This window comes from Burkholderiales bacterium (genome assembly GCA_036262035.1).
Classification (GTDB): Bacteria; Pseudomonadota; Gammaproteobacteria; order Burkholderiales; family SG8-41; genus JAQGMV01.
In genome coordinates this window covers 233088-253070 of sequence record DATAJS010000015.1, presented here as the reverse complement: position 1 = coordinate 253070, position 19983 = coordinate 233088, and the positions used below count along the sequence as shown (strand labels likewise).

General features: G+C 70.7%; 16 protein-coding genes. All 16 read left to right on the top strand.

Annotation, left to right across the window (positions count from 1 at the left end):
- Positions 1-2 precede the first annotated feature (2 nt).
- From VHP37_19785 to VHP37_19710, 16 genes are read left to right on the top strand one after another with little or no spacing between them, the layout of a single operon-like run.
- Positions 3-449, top strand: a complete 447-nt coding sequence (locus tag VHP37_19785; protein HEX2828605.1) for a phage tail protein — start codon at positions 3-5, stop codon at positions 447-449.
- Between the two features lie 2 nt (positions 450-451).
- Entirely contained in the window at positions 452-2038 is a 1587-nt protein-coding gene (locus tag VHP37_19780; protein ID HEX2828604.1) for a phage tail protein, read from the top strand.
- The gene (locus VHP37_19775; GenBank protein ID HEX2828603.1) at positions 2038-2523 is read left to right on the top strand and encodes a phage tail protein; all 486 of its coding nucleotides are present in this window, start codon (positions 2038-2040) and stop codon (positions 2521-2523) included. The genes VHP37_19780 and VHP37_19775 overlap by 1 nt, the downstream gene beginning before the upstream one ends.
- Complete coding sequence (locus VHP37_19770) at positions 2520-3569, top strand: hypothetical protein (GenBank protein ID HEX2828602.1); 1050 nt, start codon at positions 2520-2522, stop codon at positions 3567-3569. The genes VHP37_19775 and VHP37_19770 overlap by 4 nt, the downstream gene beginning before the upstream one ends.
- A 12-nt stretch (positions 3570-3581) precedes the next feature.
- Positions 3582-3755, top strand: a complete 174-nt coding sequence (locus VHP37_19765; protein ID HEX2828601.1) for a hypothetical protein — start codon at positions 3582-3584, stop codon at positions 3753-3755.
- 12 nt (positions 3756-3767) lie between these two features.
- Positions 3768-4856 carry a hypothetical protein gene (locus VHP37_19760; GenBank protein HEX2828600.1) on the top strand — a complete coding sequence of 363 codons (1089 nt, stop codon included), beginning with the start codon at positions 3768-3770 and terminating at the stop codon, positions 4854-4856.
- The gene (locus tag VHP37_19755) at positions 4856-5539 is read left to right on the top strand and encodes a phage baseplate assembly protein V (GenBank protein ID HEX2828599.1); all 684 of its coding nucleotides are present in this window, start codon (positions 4856-4858) and stop codon (positions 5537-5539) included. The genes VHP37_19760 and VHP37_19755 overlap by 1 nt, the downstream gene beginning before the upstream one ends.
- Positions 5536-7137 carry a hypothetical protein gene (locus VHP37_19750; GenBank protein HEX2828598.1) on the top strand — a complete coding sequence of 534 codons (1602 nt, stop codon included), beginning with the start codon at positions 5536-5538 and terminating at the stop codon, positions 7135-7137. Before VHP37_19755 ends, VHP37_19750 begins: the two co-directional genes overlap by 4 nt.
- The gene (locus tag VHP37_19745; protein HEX2828597.1) at positions 7134-7523 is read left to right on the top strand and encodes a GPW/gp25 family protein; all 390 of its coding nucleotides are present in this window, start codon (positions 7134-7136) and stop codon (positions 7521-7523) included. Before VHP37_19750 ends, VHP37_19745 begins: the two co-directional genes overlap by 4 nt.
- A 13-nt stretch (positions 7524-7536) precedes the next feature.
- Complete coding sequence (locus VHP37_19740) at positions 7537-9819, top strand: putative baseplate assembly protein (GenBank protein ID HEX2828596.1); 2283 nt, start codon at positions 7537-7539, stop codon at positions 9817-9819.
- Positions 9819-12557: a phage tail protein gene (locus tag VHP37_19735; protein HEX2828595.1), complete on the top strand. Its 2739-nt coding sequence runs from the start codon at positions 9819-9821 to the stop codon at positions 12555-12557. Before VHP37_19740 ends, VHP37_19735 begins: the two co-directional genes overlap by 1 nt.
- Positions 12558-12584: 27 nt before the next feature.
- Positions 12585-12905: a hypothetical protein gene (locus VHP37_19730; GenBank protein HEX2828594.1), complete on the top strand. Its 321-nt coding sequence runs from the start codon at positions 12585-12587 to the stop codon at positions 12903-12905.
- 3 nt (positions 12906-12908) lie between these two features.
- A complete protein-coding gene (locus VHP37_19725) occupies positions 12909-13082 on the top strand; it encodes a hypothetical protein (protein ID HEX2828593.1) in 174 nt (57 codons plus the stop codon).
- Positions 13083-13097: 15 nt separating this feature from the next.
- Positions 13098-13994 carry a hypothetical protein gene (locus VHP37_19720; GenBank protein HEX2828592.1) on the top strand — a complete coding sequence of 299 codons (897 nt, stop codon included), beginning with the start codon at positions 13098-13100 and terminating at the stop codon, positions 13992-13994.
- 12 nt (positions 13995-14006) lie between these two features.
- Positions 14007-15518 carry a hypothetical protein gene (locus VHP37_19715; protein HEX2828591.1) on the top strand — a complete coding sequence of 504 codons (1512 nt, stop codon included), beginning with the start codon at positions 14007-14009 and terminating at the stop codon, positions 15516-15518.
- A 27-nt stretch (positions 15519-15545) separates the two neighbouring features.
- On the top strand, positions 15546-19976 hold the full coding sequence (locus tag VHP37_19710) for a hypothetical protein (protein ID HEX2828590.1): 4431 nt from the start codon (positions 15546-15548) through the stop codon (positions 19974-19976).
- Positions 19977-19983: the final 7 nt, after the last annotated feature.

Genomic DNA, 19983 nt, shown 5'->3' with positions numbered 1-19983 from the left:
CCATGGCTGAGCGCAACGCGCCTTACGGCGCCTTCAATTACCTGGTGAGCTTCGACGGCGGCACGCCGTTCGGCGGCTTCTCCGACGTGTCGGGCATCGGCTCGGAGATCAAGATGGCCGAGTACCGCAACGGCGACGAGAAAGAGAACCACGTGCGCAAGGTGCCCGGCATCCACACCGTCGCCGACACCACGCTCAAGAGGGGGATCGTCAACTCGCAGACGTTGTGGGCGTGGATCCGCGACGCGCGCACCAAGGGACCGGCCGCGCAGAAGACGGTCACCATCCAGCTCCTCGACGAAGCGCACAAGCCGGTGCAGTCGTGGGTGCTGCGCGGCGTGATCCCGATGAAGTACACCGGCCCCACGCTCGCCGGCAAAGGCGGCGGCGACGTCGCGATGGAAGAAGTGGTGCTGTCGGCCGAAGCGATCGAGATCGAGGCCGCGTAACCATGCTCGTCTTCTCCACCGTCGCGCCGGCGGTCGCGCCCGCGCCGAACCGCACCGACATCGCGTTCTTCGCGGGTTATGTCGCGCGGCGGCGCGGTGTGCCGCTGCCGGAGGCAGTGCTCGACGAGCTCGAAGCGCAAGGCTGGCGGCACGGTCCGTGGGGACGCAGCGAGACCGTGCTGCAGTCCGCGCTGCAGCTTCCGATCACGGTGGAGAGCTGGGACGCTTTCGACGCGCTGTTCGCGTGGGAAGCGCGGCCGCTGCGGGCCAGCGGCGGCGCGCGCTGCGCGACGTATCTCGGCGCCGCGGTGCGCAGCTTCTTCGCCAACGGCGGACGGCGCGCGGTGATCGTGCGCGCAGGCGATCCCTGGCCGTACATCGAGACCGCGAAGCGACGCGCCGACCTGCGCCGCGACCGCATCCGCGCGATCGTGCCCGATTTCGCCGATGTCGCAGCGGCGCCTTTCGATCCGTTCACGCCGAACACCTGGCGCGGGCTCTATCACCTGTACGGCCTTCCCGACGCGACGATCGTCGTGCTGCCCGACCTCGCCGACGCGTGCGCGGCGATGCCGGTGCCGCCGCTGACGACCAAGGTGCCGCCGATTCCGCCCGAAGGTTTCGTCGAGTGCAGCGAAGACGAGCCCGCGCCCGAGCCGGACCTGGGACTCACGCGCGTCGCCGCGCCGCGCGCCGACAGCGTGGGCTATGCGGCATGGCGCCTCGCCGCGGCCGACGTGCGCCAGTTTCTCGTGCGCCATCGCCGCGACTGCTACTTCGTCGGCGCGCTGCCGCTGCCCGACCGCGACAACCGCCGGCCCGCCGACGACGGGCCGGTGTACGCCGAGAGCGACCTCGTGCCGTATCTCCGACGCGTCGGCGTGCTCGAGGACGAAGGCGTGCACGTCGCGCCGGTGTCCACCGCCGCCAGCGCGTTCATCCAGCTCGCGTGGCCGTGGATCGCGACACGGCGCTCGAGCGACCTGCCCGAACGCCTCGAGCCCGCCGACGGGCTGCTCGCCGGCGTCATCGCGCAGAGCGCGCTCGCGCGCGGCACGTTTCGCGCCGTCGCCGGCACGCCGCTCCAGGACGTGGTCGGCGCGACGCCGTTTCCGGACTGGGGGCTCGGCGCGGACAGCCCCACCGCGAAGCTGGCCGAGCGCGTGTGCCTCATCGCGCGCGAGCCCGACGGCTGGACGCTGGTCTCCGACGTGACGACGAGCCCCGACGCGGCGTGGCGTCCCGGCGGCGTCAGCCGCCTGGTCGCGAGCGTGCTGCGCGCCGCGCGGCGCCTCGGCGAGAGCCTCGTGTTCGAAGCGAACGGCCCGCTGCTGTGGACGCGCCTGGAGCGCGCGATGGAAGAGCTGCTCACCGATTACTGGCGCGAAGGCGGATTGCGCGGCGAGACCAGCAGCGACGCCTTCGAGGTGCGCTGCAACCGTTCGACGATGACGCAGAACGATATCGACGCGGGCCGGCTCGTCGCCGAAGTGACGCTCGCGCCCGCGGCGTCGATCGAGCGCATCGTGATCGTGCTGGCGGTCGAGGCGGGCAACGCGGCCTCGGTCCAGTTGAGAGCGGTGGCGTGATGAGCGAGAACGCGCTCGCCCCCCTGCACGTCTTCCGGTTCTCGGTGACCTTCCGCCGCGACGCGCTGTCGGGCAGCGCAAGCAACGACGCGGTCGCGCTGTGCAGCGGCGCGTTCGCCGAATGCACCGGGCTCGAGGCGACCATGGAGCCCAAGGTGATCAAGGCCGGCGGGCTCAACTACGGTCCCGCCCAGCGCGTGGGCCAGGTCTCGTTCGCGACGGTGATCCTCAAGCGCGGCATGACCACGACGCGCGACCTGTGGCAGTGGTTCCAGCTCGTCGCGGGCGGCGCGTATTCGTATCGGCTGTCCGCCGAGATCGCGATGCAGGACACCGCGGGCAACACCGCGCTGGTGTGGGGGCTCGCGCGCGCGCTGCCGGTCAAGTTCAAGGCGGCGGACCTCAACGCCAAAGGCACCGAGGTCGGCATCGAGGAGCTGCACCTCGCGCACGAAGGGCTCACGCTGGTGAGGGGCGCCAGGTGAGCGAGCCGACACCCAGGACGCCCAAGCTCGCGCTCGCGACGTTCGAATCGGTGAACGGTTCGCCTGCGATCAAGGTCGACGTGCACTTCAATCCGGCGTCGCTGCAATACACGATCCAGAACACGATGAAGGAGGAAGGCTCGGGCGCGAAGAAGAAACAGCACGTGAGCCAGAGCACCGCCAAGCTCACGATGGACCTCGTCTTCGACACCACCGACACCGGCGCGGACGTGCGCAAGACGACCGACAAGATGGCGCAGCTCATGAAGCCCGAGCCGCAGAGCAAGGCGCCGCGCACGGTCAAGTTCGGCTGGGGCCTCTACGTCTTCCAGGGTCTCATCGACCAGTACAAGGAGACGCTCGACTTCTTCTCGCCGAGCGGCGCGCCGCTGCGCTCGACCATCAACATCACGATGACGAGCCAGGACGTCACGTTCGAAAGCAAGCACAACAAGCCGGCGAGCGTCGACGGCGATCTCAAGGCGCAGGCGGTGACGGTGCCGCCGAACGACCAAGGTAATCCGCCGAGCGCCTCCAGCGTCGCGAACGATCTCGGCGCCCCCGGCGCGGCGCGCGCGATCGCCGCGCTCAACGGGGAAGACAGCCTGCGCTTCGGCGGCGCGGCCGGGCTTTCGATCGAAGCGGGCGCGTCGATCTCCGCCGGCGCTTCGTTCGGCGTGAGCGCCGAAGCCGGTCTCTCGGTCGGCGGCAGCGTGACGCTCGCGCCCGCCGCGGCGTTCTCCGCGGGCGGCGGCGCGGGTCTTTCGATCGGCGGTGGTATCGGGGTCGGCGGCGGTATCGGCATCGGCGGCGGCATCGGTATCGGCGCGGCGGCCGGCGGCGCGTTCGGCGGCTTGCGCGTGGAGGCCAGAACGATCTCGGTGCCCGACCCGCGGCCGCTCGTCGAAGCGCGCAGCGCGGTCTCGATCGGCCCCGGGGTGCAGTTCGGTCCCGGCGGCCGCGCATTGTCGCCGCCGGCGGGCGCGAGCCTCTCCGCCGACGTCGGCGCCGATGCCGATCTCGCCGCGAAGCTTTCGTTCTCCTGACGAGGATAAGCGATGCCCATCGTTTTCGAGACGGTCGAGACAGAGATCAGCGGCGAGCGCGGCAGCGGATCGCAGCGCGCGCAGGAACCGCAGGACACCGGCGGCGAGTCCTCGGAGGGCTTGCGCAAAGTGATGCGCGAGCTCGCGATCGCCGAAGAGCGCAAAGCGCGCATCCAGGCCGACTAACGGGATCCGTCGATGGCCGAAAGCTCAGTCAGCGCCGCCGCCGTCTACAGCGCGAGACCCACGTTACGGGTCAACGGCGCCGAGGACGATCGCGTCAAGGAGCTGCTGCTCGAGATGACGATGCACGAGGAAGAAGGCGGGCTCTCCTCGCTCGAGCTCAGGTTTTCCGACTGGGCCAGCATCGCGTCGGGCGGCGCGGAATACGCCTTCGGCGAAGGCGGCAAATTGAAGCTCGGCGCCGAGATCGGCGTCTATTCCGGCGACGAGACCGAGCCGCGCGAGATCTTCAAAGGCGTCATCAGCGCGCTCGAGGGCCGGTACTACACCGGCGCGGCGCCGCAGATCGTCGTGCTCGCCGAAGACAGGCTCCAGCGCGGGCGGCTCGCGCGCAAGAGCCGCGTGCACACCGACAGATCCCCCGCAGATGTAGCCCGCGCGATCGCCTCCGATCTCGGGCTCACGCCGGTGATCGACGGCCTCTCCTCGCCGACCGCGACGTGGGCGCAGCTCAACGAAAGCGACCTGTCGTTCCTGCGCCGGCTCGTCGGCCGCTTCGACGGCGACGTGCAGGTCGTCGAAGCCGAGTTGCACGTCTCGGGCCGCGGCGACGTGCGGCGCGGCTCGCTCGAGCTGGAGCTCTACGGACAGCTCGCGAGCGCGCGCATCACGTGCGACCTCGCCGACCAGGTCACCAAGGTCACCGCGGGCGGATGGAACGCAAGCGACGGCCGCGCGGTGTCGGGCAGCGCTTCGTCGCTCACGCATGGCGGCCCCGGCGCGGGCCGCACCGGCGCCTCGCTGCTCAAGGACGCGCTGGCCGAGCGCAGCGAGCACATCGGGCACCTCGCGGTCGGCACCGACGACGAAGCGCGCGCGGTCGCCGAAGCGGCGTTCGACCTGCGCGGGCGCAGGTTCGTGAGGCTCGAAGGCGTCGCCGAAGGCAACGCGCAACTGCGCGTCGGCGCGCACTGCCGCATCACCGGCGTGCAGAAGCGCTTCGAGAACACTTATTACGTGACGCGCACCTGCCATCGCTTCGATCTCGCCGAAGGCTATCGCACCGAGTTCGGCGCCGAGTGCGCGTACCTGGGGAACGACTGATGGACCGCGCCGCGATCTTCGAACGCATGCCCGGCTGGCTCGCCGCGGGACATCTCGCAAAAGTGGTCTCGCTCTCCGACCCGAGCAGCATGAACCGCGTGCAGGTGCGCCTGTACGCGTACGACGGCGCCGACGGGCAGGACATGCCGCTGTGGGCGCGCGTGGTCGCGCCGTTCGCGGGCGACGACCGCGGCACGTTCTTCATGCCCGACGTCGGCGACGAAGTGCTGGTGATCTTCGTCAACGGCGATCCGTCGTATCCGCTCGTGCTCGGCGGCCTGTGGAGCGGCGCCAACCAGGCGCCCGACTCGATCGGCTCGGGCAACGTCAAGAAGATCATCAAGTCGAAGAACGCGATCCAGATCACGCTCGACGACACCCAGGGCCAGGAGACGCTGCAGCTCGAGACGCCGGGCGGACAGAAGCTCACGCTCAAGGACGGCCCGGGCTCGGTGACGATCGAGGATTCCAACGGCAACTCGATCAAGCTCGAGCCGAGCGGCATCACCATCACCGCGAGCGCGAAAGTGACGGTGAACGCCTCGCAGATCTCGATGAGCGCCGGCATGGTGAACGTCGACGCCGGCATGGCCAAATTCTCGGGCGTGGTGAAGTGCGAGACGCTGCTCACCAACGCGGTGGTGTCGTCGAGCTACACGCCGGGCGCGGGGAACGTATGGTGAAACCGCATCCAGTGCTGTTGCGTGCGCCCCGCGAGCTGCAAGGCGGCGTGCGCGTCGTGCCGGGCCAGTCCGGCGCGCCCGCGATCCTCCAGCGCGGCGACGAGGATTTCATCGAAGCGACGCTGGAGAGCCTGCGCACGCAGAGCGCGCGCGCCGCGCTCGCCAAAGACATCGCGTCGGCGTCCGAGCGCGGCACGCTGAAGCTGTTCCAGCCGGTGCAGCGCCAGTTCCATCTCGCGATCGTCGAAGCGTACTGCGACACGCCGGGCGAGCCGCGCGTCGATCCGAAGCGCATCGAATCGGCGGGCATGGTGCTGCGCCGCGTCGGCGAGCGCGGCGGCTACGAAGGCTGGATGCGCGCGGGCGGCAAGCTCATGGGCTGGGAAACGATCGATGCCGCCGCCGAAGCCGACGCGCGTCACGATCCGGCGCCCGCGCGCCGGCTCGCGCTGAAAGCGATCGGCCCGGTTTCGCTCGCCCGCGAGCTCGTCGCGCACGCGTCGCAGCAGCGCGGCGCGCTGTCCGAAGAGCACGTCATTCCGCTGTTCGTCGCGCCGCCCGACGTCTGCGAGGCCGCGGGACGCACGCTCTATTACGGGATCGTGCCCACGTCGAGCAACGAGCGCGCCGAAGCGCCTTCCGAAGGCCCGCGCAACTTCGGACCGGACACCAAAGCCTTTCGCGATCACCTCGTCGGCATGCTGAACGGCGATGCGATGACCTTCGACCAGGCGGGCGAGACGGTGTCGCCGGCGATGCGCACCACCGCCGACATCCCCGCCGGGGCATCGGGACACGTCGCCAGCCTCACCATGCTGGTGCGCATGCTGCAACAGCTCGCGATCGAGTTCGACGCGTTCGGCACGTCGCCCGCGTCCACCGCGCTCTTCAACGAGCTGCAGCGCATCGAGCTGCCGCTCGTCGACCGAGGCGGGCGCCGGCGCAGCCCCGTCAAAGCCGGCACGTTCCTCAAGGCGTGCGTGGCGCCGCTGCTGGAGCGAGACGGGAAGGCAACCGCGCCCGAGATGCCGCGGTCGTGGCCGTCGCGCGGCTCGCGCGACGTCGGGCAGCTCGCACAAAAACTCTCGGCCGCGATGAACGAGCGCTACAAGTCGGTGCAGGCGAGCTCGGGCCGCTTCGACCGCGCGGGCGCGCGCTACGTGCTGCGCGCCTTCGTGCGCATCAAGCCCGAATGCGGCTGTCCCGAGCGCACCGAGTGGAGCGCGTACACCCGGCCTTTCACCATCGCGCCGTGGTACGAAGGCGCGGGCGCGCCCGCGGTCCAGGTGCCGCTGCCCGATCCGTCCGACCGCGCCCTGCTCAAGAGTCTCAAGCCCAACGTCGCGTTCGTCGTCCCGGCGTCGCTCAACAACCTCTTCTCGCAGGACGCGAAGAAGCTCGCGGGCGGCGAAGGCCAGGAACCGTCGGCGTCGCCTGCGCTGCAATGGATCTGCGGCTTCTCGATCCCGATCATCACCATCTGCGCCTTCATCGTGCTGATGATCTTCCTCATGCTGTTCGATCTGATTTTCCGCTGGCTGCTCTTCATCAAGATCTGCATCCCGTTCCCGAAGATCGGCGGAGGTGACAATCCATGAGCGCGACCGTCCCGCTGATCGGCTGGCCGCTGCTGCCGTTGCCCGACGCGCAGGGCCGCCTGTCGTATCCCGACCTCGAGCAGAGCGTGCGCGAGCTGATCCGCGTCATCCTCTCGACGCGTCCGCGCGAGCAGCTCATGCGCCCCGATTTCGGCGCCGGCCTCGACCTCCTGCTGCACGAGCCCAACACGCTCGCGACGCGGCGCGAGATCCGCGACCGCGTGCAGTCCGCGCTCGAGCGCTGGGAGAAGCGCATCCTCCTCGACCGCGTCGAAGTGTGGGACGTCGAGGGCGAGCCCACCCACGTGCGCGTCGAGATCGCGTATCGCCTCGCGAGGACCGGCGCGCCCGGCGTCGTCGCGCTGACCATGCAGCTGGAAAACTGAGCGGAGAAGTACAGTGATCTCTTTCCAGCCCCCCAGTCTTGCCGACCGGACCTTCGACGATCTCGTCGAGGACATGCTGCGGCGGATCCCCGCGCACACGCCGGAGTGGACCCACCCGCGGCTCGGCGATCCGGGCCGCACGCTGATCGAGCTCTTCGCGTGGCTCGGCGACGCCCTGCTGTATCGGGCGAACCTCGTGCCGGAGCGCCAGCGCCTGGTCTTTCTCAAGCTCCTCGGCCTGCCGCTGAAGAGCGCGCAGCCCGCGCGCACGATCGTGAGCCTCGCGTGGGCGCAGCCCACCGAGCTGTCGGCCGCAACGCTCGCGGCCGGCCGCCGCATCGCCGGCGCGCAGCTGTTCGAGACGCTGACCGAGACCACGGTGCTGCCGATCACCGCCGAGGCGTACGTGAAGCGCGCGCTCAACGACCGCGAGAGCGCGAAGCTCGCCGACGTCATCGACGGCCTCACGCGCGTGCATCGCATCCGCACCGCCGCGCGTCCGTACGAGACGACCCCGGTGTTCGACGGGGGACGCGCGGTGCCGGCCGGCGTCGACGTCTTCGGCGGCACCGCCGACCGCGCGCTGTGGCTCGCGCTGCTCGCACCCGCCGCACCCAAGGAACAGGACCAGCCCGCGGCCAACGAGGCCGCGCTGAAAGCGCTCGGCGGCGGCGACAGCGGCGCGGCGTCGCTGCTCTCGGTCGGCATCGTGCCCGCGGTGAAGACGCCCGCGCTCTTCGAAGAGATCGGAGCGCGCGCGCGCGTGCCGGTGGTGTGGGAGATCACGACGCGCGGCCGGACCGCGAACGCGACCGATTACCTCACGCTCGAGCCGCTCGCCGGCAACGACACCACCGCCGGTCTCGCGCGGCCCGGCACGCTGCGCCTGCCGCTGCCGGACGAATCGCTGATCTGGGCGCCGTCGAACGACGTGCAGGACAACCCCGCCGCGGGCGTCGGCGACGTGCCGCCGCGGCTCGACGACGCGCAGAAAGCGTCGCGCCTCGTCGCGTGGCTGCGCCTGCGTCCCGCGCCGGGCCAGCAGGTGAATCAACTGAAGCTCGCGTGGCTCGGCGTCAACGCGGTCGAGGTCGACCAGCGCGTGACGCTCGGCGGGCGCGTGCTCGGCGTCTCGAGCGGCGCAGCCGACCAGGCGTTCCAGCTTCCCGAGCGCTCGGTCGATCCGGACACGCTCGAGATCGAAGTCGAAGAGCCGGGACGCGGCTATCAACGCTGGTCGCGCGTCGAAGACCTCGCGGCCATCCATCCCGATCCGCAGGTCGCGCGCGACGCGGGCGCCTACGAGCTCGACGCCGCCGGCGGCGTCATCCGCTTCGGCGACGGCGTGCGCGGACGCGCGCCCGAGCGCGAGATGCGCATCCGTCTCGCCAGGGGCCGCTTCGGCGGCGGGCGCGCCGGTAACGTCCCCGCGGGAACGCTCGCCGAGCTGTCCGCGGTCGACATCACCGGCAAGCCCGTGGCCCCGATCAAGGTGTCGCAACCGCTGCCCGCCGAAGGCGGCGAAGACATCGAGACCCTCGCGGCGGCCGAGAAGCGCATCCCGTCCTATCTCGCGCACCGCGATCGCGCGGTCACCGCCGACGATTACAAGAGCCTCGCCTTCGAAGCGCCCGGCATCACCGTCGGCCGCGTCGACGTGCTGCCGCGCTTCAAGCCGCGCGACCGCCGCTTCGACGTGCCGGGCGTGGTCAGCGTGCTCGCGCTGCCGATGGCGCCGCTGTCGCGCGCGCCGAATCCGCGTCCCGATCGCCCGTTCATCGAGCGCTTGCACGCGCACCTCTCGGCGCGCACGCCGCTGTCGACCGAGCTCTACGTGATCGGCTGCGAGTACGTGCCGCTCGCAATCTCGGTCGGCGTCGCGATCCGCGACGGCCACGCGCGCGACCAGGTGCTCGACGACGTGAAGCAGGCGCTGATCCGTCTCTTGTGGCCGCTCGCGCCGGGCGGCATCGACGCCGAAGGCTGGCCGCTCGGGCGCGACGTGACCGCGGGCGAGCTCGTGGTCGACGTCTCGCGCGTCGCGGGCGTGCGCGAAGTGCGGGGACTGCGCCTCTTCCGCCGCGACGCCAACGCGGGCGACGACTGGCGCGAAGTGCCCGACCCGGCGGGTGTGGCGACCGCGAAGCTCGACATCGCCGCGTGGCAGCTGCCGGAGCTGCTCGGCGTCGTCGTCACCGACGATCCGTCGGGCGCGCCGTCGCGCATGACCGCCTCGCCCAACCCGTACGCCGATCCGCGCGCGGTCGCGGTGCCGGTGGTGCCCAGGGTCTGCTGATGGACGCCAACGGCCAGCGCTTCTGGATCCTCGCCGACGAGCGCCACTTCCCGGCGCGGCTGCGCACGGTGTGGGACGCGCAGTGCCGGGTATTGAGGCTGGCGAGCGAGCGCACCCTGCCGCCGCCCGCCAATCTTTCCGATGCGCAGACCGCCGCCGCCAACGCGCTCGAGCGCATCCCCGCGACGCGCGACGAATACGGCGCGGTCGCGCACTGGATCGAGAAGCCCGACGCCGACGACAACGTCGGCATGATCGTCGCGAAGAGTCCCCACCTGCCCTCCGAGGCCGAGCGCGTGCGGCTGCAGCAGCGGCCGAGCGACATCGCCCTCGGTTACGACGACGTGCTGTACATAGCGGTGCAGAACGGCGTCGTCCTGCACGACCTGCGCGGCCGCTGGACGAGCGTGCTCGCGCATTCTCCGAGCTTCAAACCCTGGCGCATCGCCGCCGCGCCGTCGGGCGGCGCATGGCTGCTCGAGCGCACCAGCGGCCGCATCGCGCGCGTGACCGGCATGCCGCTCGCCGACCGGCCGCACCTGGAATACGCGCACACCACGTTCAGGCCCTCGCCCGAGAACCCGCGGCCGCCTGCGATACGGTTGCTCGACGCGATCGAATGGCCCGACGGCGAGAAACCGGTCGCGATCGCGGCGCACGCCGACGGCGGCGTCGCGCTGCTGTCGTGGCGATCGGCGGGCGATGCCTACGTGCGCTTCCTCGACACCGCGCGCGAGAAGCTCGGCCCTGCGCTGTCGCTCGTGAACGCGCGCTACGCGTATGCGGTCGAGTGGCTGGACAAGGACCGCATCGTCGTGAGGGTCCCGCTGCGCACCGATGCGCCGAGCTTCGCGGTCGACGACGGTGAGAACGACGAGACGCGCGCGTGCCTCGGCGAGATCTATCCGCTCGCCGCCGACGCGGTCGAAGGACCGTTCGTGCACGGCGTGTCGACGCCGCCGCATTACGAGACCACGAGCGGCGGCTCGGAGCCGCTGCACGCGCTGTCGCTGTCGAACCTCGCACGCCACGGCGAAGCCGCGAGCTTCACGCCGACCGCCATGCACGTCATCGACAGCGGCAGCCAGCAGACGGTGTGGCACCGCCTGTACGCCGAAGCGTCGCTGCCGCCGGGCAGCGGCCTCATCGTGTATCTCGCGGCGAGCGCCGATCCCGAGCCGCCGCAGGCGCCCACCGCGTGGTGCGCGCATCGCTTCGGAAGCCACATCCCGCTCGACGGCGGACCTCACGAGCCGCACGCGGTGTGGGAGCCTTTCTCTTCCGAGCTGCCTTCGCATCCGGGGCTCGGCCCGTGGCCGATGGAAAAGGACGTCTGCGGGCTCTTCTCGGTGCTCATCCAGGACGCGAGGAAACGCGTGCGCAGCGTCGCCGGCCGTTATCTGTGGGTGAAGCTCGAGCTCTTCGGCGACGGCCGCGCCGGTCCCGAGATCGCGGCGCTGCGCGCCTGGGGCAGCCGCTTCTCCTATCGCGACCATTACCTGCCGCGCATCTATCGCGAGACGCTGTACGGACCGTCGGCGTCGATCCCCGGCGAGCGCGTCGAGACGTTCGCACCCGCGCTCGCCGCCAAGCTCGACACCGGCGGCGCGCCGCCGCCGACGGTGACCGCGCAGATGCAGAAAGCGGGCTTCGCCGTCGGCGCTGCGGCGCAGATCCGCGTCGAAGAGCCCGGCGCTGCGTGGCTGCTCGCCGACTCGGCGACCGGGCGCAGCTGGCGCATCCGGCGCGAGCCGCATGCGATCGCGTGCTACCGCCCCGCCGCCACGCCCGCGGACTTCCTCGAGCGCTATCTCGCGATGTTCGAAGGCGTGCTCACCACGCTCGAAGATCGCGTCGCGGCCGCCCACGTGCTCACCGATCCGGCGGGCGTGCCCGAAGGCAACCTCGACTGGCTCGCCGCGTGGATCGGCATCGCGTTCCATCCTGCCTTGCCTGTCGACCGTCGCCGCGAGTGGCTGCAGGCGGCGCCCAAGCTCGCGCAGTATCACGGCAGCAAGCGCGGGCTCGAGCTCGCGCTCGACGTCGCGACCGGCGGTGGCGTGCGCGGCGGCGAGATCATCGTGCTCGAAGACTTCAGGTTGCGGCGCCTGTTTGCGACGCTGCTCGGCGTCGATCTCGCCGACGAGACCGATCCGCTGCTGCCGGGACTCACGGTGAGCGGCAACTCGGTCGTCGGCGATACGCTCATCCTCGGCGAAGCCGCGAAGGTCGAGCTCCTCGCCCTCTTCCGCGCCGACGTCGCGACCTTGCAGGAGAACGCCGCGGTGCGCGCGTTCTACGAACGGCTCGCCCACCGCGCCACGGTGCTCGTCCACCAGAACGTCGAGCCGCAGGACCTCGGGTTGATCCGGCGCATCGTCGAGCTCGAAGCGCCCGCGCACGTCGAGACGCGCGTCCAGACCGCGACGTGGCCGTTCCTCGTCGGCGTAGCGAGCCTCGTCGGCGTCGACAGCTATCTCGGTCCGCGCACACCGCCCAGGCCGGTGCGCGTGCAGGTCTCGGGTATCGGTCTCGGCGATTTCGTGCTCGGGCTCGCTTCGCTCGACCCGCGCATGAGCGGCGCGTCCGCGCCGTCACCGCCGCCGCCGCGGCCGATCGCCGATGCAGGGACCGACAAGACCACGCCGTGGGGCAAGTCGTTCGACCTCGACGGCAGCGAATCGCGCGCAGGCCCGGGACGCGAGATCGCCACGTATCGCTGGCGGCGCGACTCGTAACAGCCACTTTCAGCAAGGAGCACGAGCATGGCCGAATTCATCATCAGCAAGGAGATCGAGACCGAGCAGCCGACCATCGAGGTCACGATCGATCCCAGGAATCCGCTGCCGGTCGGGCGCCACCGCTTCAGGCTCGTGGTCGTCGACGATTCGGGCAACACCTCCAAGCCCGACGAGATCGAAGTCATCGTCGCGGACCAGGAAGCGCCCACCGCGGTGCTGACCGGGCCGGAGATCGTCGGCATGAGCTCGAGCTTCGAGCTCTCGGGCGAGAAGTCGTTCGATACCGGCGGCGGCGTCATCAAGGTCTATCGCTGGACGTATCTCGGGCCGGTGATCACCCGCTGATCCATGAAGCTCGAACCCAACGTCCCCGTCGATACGGAGAAACCGACGCTCCTCGTCGAAGGGCTCGAGCCCGGCGTGCATCGCTTCCAGCTCGAGGTGCTCAACGACAAGGGCGCGAAGAGCGAGCCCGCGATCTTCGTGCTCGAGGTATCGAAAGACGAACGGGTGGACCGTTAACCGCAAAGGCCGACCATGAGCGCCATCGCCCGCAGACCCGAAGCCGATCCGCTGTACACGCGGCCCGCGCCGGAGCGCGCGTCGTACGCGACCGGCATGCTGCTCGACGCGCAGGACTTCACCGACGAGCAGACGTATCACCGCGGGCGCCTCGCGCGCGCGCTCGCGCTGTTCGGCGGCGGCGGCACGCTCGGCGGCCTCGAAGTGAAGCACCGCCCCGCGCAGGGCAAGAAACCCGAAGAGATCGAAGTCTCCGCGGGCGCGGCGATCGACCGGCTGGGACGGCTCGTCGAATTGCAGCGTCCCGCGTGCCTGCGTTTGCAGGTGTGGTTCGACGGCGAGAAGCAGCGCGACGGCGGCGACACGCTGCAGCGCGCGACGCTCACCGATCTCGGCCGCTTCGTGAGCGAGCGTGTCGAGAATGCCGGCGGCCTGCCGGCGCGCGCGGTGGTCGCCGACGTGTTCGTGCGCTTCATCGCGTGCGAGCGCGGTCTCACGCCGAGCTTCGCATCGGGGCCGTTCGACGCGCTCGACGCGGTCGCGGCGTCGCGCGTGCGCGACGCGTACGAGCTGCATCTCGTGCCGCGCGACGACGGCCTCGACGGCAATTTCTCGGGCCTGCCTTCGCAGGGACCCGACCTGGTGTCGATCGCGGACCTCGACGCGCGCCGCGCCGCACTGCAGGACGCCATGCTCGCCGCGTATCCCAAGATGACCGGCGACGGGAAGCTCGAGCCGCCGCCCGGGCATCCGCCCGAGCTCGATCCGACCGCGGTGTTCCTCGCGCGCGTGCTCATCCCGGTGAACACGTCCAAACCGCCGGGCCGCACCAAGGACGCACCGATCGTCGACAACTACTCGCGAAGATTCATACCGACCGCCGAGCTGCTGTCGCGGTTTGTCGGCGGCTAACGGAGACTCGTCATGACCATCGACTTCACCCAGGGCGGCGCTCGCACGCCGATCGCTTCGGCCGAAGTGGACGCGCTGCGCAAATCCGGCGCGCTGATCGAGGACGCGCGCCGCGAGCGGCCCCGCTATTTCGACGGGCGCTTCCTCGCCGCGCGCGACCTCATCCGCGACCAGCAGTACCTGCTCGCGCGCGAAGCGTTCCTCGCGCAGGCGACCGGCGGCGGTATCGCGGCAGGCCTGACCGTCGCGCACGGCAAGGCCGCCGACGAGCTCGTCATCGCCGCGGGACACGGCGTGACACCCGCGGGCGAGCTCACCATGCTGCCGCGCGCGCTGTCGGTGCACCTCGCCGACATCCCGCTCGCCGAGCAGCTCTCGGCGCGCTTCGGCATCTCGCGGCGGCCGCAACCGCCCAAGCGCAACCGCACCGGGCTGTTCGTCGTCGCGCTGCGGCCGGTCGAGTTCACCGCCAACCCCGTCGGCGCATACCCGAGCTCGATCACCGGCCAGCGCACGGTCGAGGACGGCGACGTCATCGAAGCGACCGCGGTCGTGCTCGTGCCGTGGACCGACGACAATGCGACCGATGCGCTGGACGCACGACGCGGCCGGGCCGCACGCGCGATATTCGTCGAGCAACGGCCGAGCGGCGTCTCGGCGAACGTGCTGCCGCTCGCGATGATCGCGTTGCAGAACAACACCATCGCGTGGATCGACGCGCCGATGGTCAGGCGCGATCTCGGCGCCGACCGCGCCGACCTGCCGAGCATCGGCCTCGGCGCACGCGCGTTGCGCCTCGCGCACCTGCTGCAGTACCAGGACCATCTCGACGACGCGGTCGACGCGAACCGCAACACCGGTTTCCCCGCCGCTTCGCGCTTCACCGCGCTGCCGCCCGCGGGCCCGATGCCGCCGGGGATGATCGACACCACCGACTTCACCCAGAGCTTCTTCCCCGCCGAGATCGACTGCGAGCTCGCGCCCATCCCGCAGGACGAGCTGCCCGCGCTGATCGACGAAGCGCTCGCGCTGCCGCCGATCGACCTCGCCATACCGGCGGAGCTCCTCGATTCGACGAGCGTGCTCATCCTCGCGCCGGTGCCGCGCGAGGACTGGCGCAAGACCGTGATGAAGCTCAGGCAGAACGGCATCGACAGCAACGTGCGTCGGCTCCTGCCCGCCGCGGCGAACCGCCTCGCGGTGCGCAAGCCGCTGCAGATCGTGCAGCGGCTCACGCCCGTGTTCGCCGCGATCGCGGTCGACCAGGCCGATCCGCGCGACCAGGAATGGGCGCGGCTCGCCAAGCTGCCCGAGCTGTGGTTCGTCCGCCGCCGCAACCTCGCGTATCGCGACGACCTGCCGGGCAAGGCCGCAGTGATCACCGGCAGCTCGCAGAGGATGCAGTTCCCGACGGGCGACACCACGCCGCCGGCGGGCACATCGCAGCCGACCGGCACGAGCACGCCGAGCAAGTCGGGCTCCGGCGAAAGCCCGCCGATCGTCGTCCAGCCGGACGTCATGTAAAGCGCGTCACCCACGGAGCGTTCGCACATGAGCATCACGCCTATCCGCAATCCGCTGCCGGGCGAGCACATCGTCGCGCTCTCGCCCGAGAATGCGGCCGAGGCCGCGATCGCGTGGCTCGCGCGGCCGAACCTCTTCCCCGGCCGCGCGCTGACTGGGCCGACGCTGCAGAAACGCCAGCGCTGGCAGGCCGGGCGCGTGGCGCTGCGCGGGCAATCGCTCACGCAAGGCGTCGACAACGGGCTCGAGGTCGGTCACGAGACCGTGAAGCCCGCCGACGGCTCGGCGCCTTACGTGAGGCTGGTCGTCGCCGCAGGGCTCGGCATCGCGGCGAGCGGCGAGGACGTGGCGCTCGCGCAGCCCGCGCACATCGATCTCCTGCACCTGCCGGTATACGCCGAGCCCTCGGTCGAAGGCTCGGGGTCGAGCGAAAAAGACGAGGCGGACGAAACCGGAACCGTCGAGGTCGACGACAAGGGCGAGGTCGTGCTGCCGCCGGCCGACGTGGAGGGCGGCAAGCACCTGCGCGCGCGCGCGATCCTCTCCCGCGATCTCGGCACGCTGTTCAACGACAAGCCGAACGCCATCGCGCGCGTCGGCGTGCTCGTGCTGCAACCGGTCGAAGCCGACCGGCTCGGCGAGTTCGATCCCACCGATCCGTGCGAGCTCGCGCCCTGCGGCGCGACCGGCGACGACGAGCTTGCGTTCGAGGACTGGCGCGTCGCCGACGGCGTGCGCGCGGTGTGGTACGCGTGGCCGTTCGAATGGCGGCCGCTGCCGGTGTCGGGCGCCGCGTTCCGCAACCGACTCGCGTGGACGATCTTCCGCGCCGAGAGCGAGCTTGCGCCCGGCGAGCTGCTGCCGTGGGAAGAGCTCGGAGTGCCGGTCGCGCTCATCGCGCTCGACGCGAATCTCGCGCCGCTCTTCATCGATCGCGCGAGCGTGGTGCGCGACGGCGGACGCTCGCGCGATCCGCGGCTCGCGTTCCGCGCGGGCGAGGTCGTCGCCGACACGCGGCGTGCCGCGCTCTATCAGGCGCGCATCGAGCAGCTCGCGGAAGAGCTCGCGTCCGTCGGCAACACCGCGCCGGAGGAGCTGCGCAAGCTGTTCGCGTTCATGCCGCCCGCCGGCCTGCTGCCGCTCGACGTGCTCGATTTCGGTCCGCTGCCGCTCAACGACGTGACCGAGGATCTCGAGAGCAAGTTCTTTTCCGACGATTTCGAGCTCGATGCGGTGCCGGTGCCGATGGAGAGCCTCGACCTCGCGATGCGCGAAGCCGCGCCGCTCGCGCCGCTCGACATGAGCGGTGCCGACCGCGTGCGCGTGCTGGTGCCGGTGCCGCAGGCGGTGTTCGAGCCGCGGCTCCTCATCGAAGAGGTGATCGACCCGGAGTTCAACGCGACGCTGCAGCGCTTCCTCCTCGCGCGCGCGCGTGCGCTCGCCGCGCGCGAAGGGCTGCGCAGGAAAGTCTCGGAGCTCGTGCGCCTCGCGACGGGCCGTGCGCTGCCGGTGCCGCCGGCGGAGGACGATCCGGGCGCGCTGGAAAAAGAATCGACCGCGCTGTGGGGGACGCCGCCGCAGATCGGTGGCCACGTGAGCGGCATCGGCCAGGGATTGCGGCAACACTCGTTCACCATCGCTTCGGGGGGCACGCTCCCGGTCCTGCCGGCCGACTCGCTGTACGCGTGGGTGTATCTCGATCCCGACAATCCGCCGCGCGTGCTCATGCTGCAGTGGAGTGTCGGCACCGGCCCGGCAGCGTTCGACCACCGGGCCTATTGGTGTGCCGCCGAAGACAAGTACCTCGTCGGCGGCTCGGATAGCGACAACACCCCGGCGCGCCGTTACATCGCTGCGCTGCCGACCGCGGGCGCCTGGACGCGCCTCTTCGTGCCCGCCGTGCAGGTCAATCTCAACGGCCAGACCGTGAACGGCATGGCGTTCACGCTGTACGACGGACGCGCAGCCTATGGCGCCACCGGCAGAGCCCCGGGCGGCGCCGACCAGGTGTGGTTCTCGAACGTGCTGCCGAACGGCGCCGTGGCGCCGCCCCCGAGCATCACCGAAGAGGAATGGACCGTTCTCACGCCGAACGATCTCAACATGCCCTTCGAGCCGAACTTCGGGCTCGACCTCATCGGCCAGAACAACCCGCCGTTCGGCCAGAGCGGCGATCTCGACGAGCTGATGAAAGACCCGCTGCTAGCGCAGATCGTGAACGGGGCCGGCGTGCTGACCTCGGCCGAGCGCGCGGAGCTCGGCAATCGCGGCCTCGAAGGCTTCGTCAAGTTCCTGCGCTCGCGCGCCGACCGCGCCGACGACATCGTCGACTACGGCTTCGTGAAGGTGCAGACCGACACCTACCGCATCCGCCAGCTCATGCTGGGCACGACCAACGCGACGCGGCTCGCGGTGTCGCCGGCCCTCGCGACGATCGCGCAGGCCGACACCGCCGCGGCCTCGCAGCAGCGCATCTCGACGTTCTTCGAAGAGCTCAAGCCCAAGGCGGTCAAGACGCCGCCGCCCGCGCCGCAACCGATCCCGCCCAGGACGCTCACCAAGCCGGTCACGACGATCGTGCGCGGCGGCACCTCCGGGCCTTACGTACCGATCTCGCGGCAGAAAGCGGTCAACCTCAACATCGGCACGCAGAAAGTGCTTTCCGGAATCGGGGTCGCGACCGCTTTCACGCCGAAGACCGTGGTCGCCGCCAATCCGCTCGTCGGCAAAGCGACCATACGCACGACGACGATCGCCGAGCGGCTGCAGGCGCCGAAAGCGGTCGAGGCCAAGAACTACGTGACCGCGACGCGCCACGACGCGGTGCAGGCGGTGCTGCGCCTCGCGCAGCAGCTCAAGCAGGAAGACGGCGGCAACGAGCTGCCGGGACTGTTCCTCGGCATCGACGTGTACGGTATCCAAGGCGACCTCTTCCTGCACACCATCGTCGGCAACGCCGTCGACGAGAAGCGGCGCACCGTGCCGTTCAAGGATTTCCTCGACAAGCCCGCGCTCATCGACGAGATGCTGAGCGTCCCCGACTGGGCCGACGACGAGGCCGCGCAGTTCTCGGACAGCGCCGACATCGCCGACGCCACGGTCGCGTTCCTGCGGCAGATGGAAGGCCGTATCGAGCTCTATCGCAACGCCGCCGCGGCGGCCGAGCGCGTGCTCGAAGCGATGCGCGAGGACACGAACGATGCGCGGCGCGCGCTGGCCGCGTGGGACGAGCACCTCGCCGAGGCGCGGCAGGACGTGTCGGTCGCGCGCGCGCTGATCGCCGAGGAGCTCGCACGCCTCGACGCCATCAACAGGCGCCGCGCCGATGTGCTGAAGAAGGAAGTGCGCTTCCTCGCCTACATCCGTCCGCGGGAAGTGCACAACCTCGCCGACGTGCCGCTGCGCACGCTCGATCCGGGACTCATCGACGCGCCGGTGCCGGCGTGCCTCGCCGAGCACGCCGACGTGCCCGACGAGCTGCACGACGTGCTCGGAGAGCTGCGCGAAGCGCCGGTCGCGTGGTTCCCGCACGCACCGAAACTGATCGAGAAGCTCGACCGCGTCGACCTCCTGGTGCGCGCGATGCAGGGAGCCCAGGCGCGCAGCGCCGCGTACGCGATGAAGCCGCCGCCTTTGGCGGTCACGCAGCAGGCGACCGCGGTGCGCAACGCGATCGCGCACGTGCAGACCCGCACCCGCCAGGCGGTGGGCGAAACGCGGCAGCTCGTCGCCAACGTCAATCTCGCGCAGCTCGCGTCGCTGTCGTGGCAGGGTGCGCGAGCGCAGGTCGAGCAGGTGGTCTCGCTCGGCGATCTCATCGACGGCGAGCACGGCCGCGGCGAGATCGCGAAGAAAGCGGCGGAGCTCTTCGATCGCCTGTCGCGCATCGCGGGCTGCCTGCACGCCGAGTTCTCCGCGGTGCTGCCGTCGATACGCCTGGACTGGGCCGAATCGCTGTCGCAGTTCGACGAAGCGCCCAGCCTGCGCGATCTCTCGGTGCTCGCGCGCTGGAGCGAGATCGAGTTCATCGACCGTAAGCAGATGCAGGCGTACGCCGATTTCCTGTTCGACCAGATCGACGCGCGCGTCAAAGGCGCCGAATCGCTGATGAACGACGTGGTGCGCATGTGCCTGCTGCTCGCCGCCGACGCGCCGATCGGCCGCATCCTCGCCGGCAGGCTGCCGCGGCCGGCGATCGCGCGGCCCGGCGCGCGCATCCCGCTCACCGCGTTCGACGCCGGCAAGCTGCGCGTCGGCATGCACGCCCTGGTGTATCGCGGCGACGAGGTCGTGGCGCGCGCGGTCGTGGAGGACATCGGCTCCGAGATCTCGGCGCGCGTGGTGTACACGCAGAAAGCCGAGGAAAGCCTCGACGTGCTCTCGCGCGTGCAGTTCGCCGATGCGGCGCAGGTGAGCGTCAAGCGCGCGCCGGCCGCGCGCGCGGTGAAGGTGAAGTAGCGGGCGC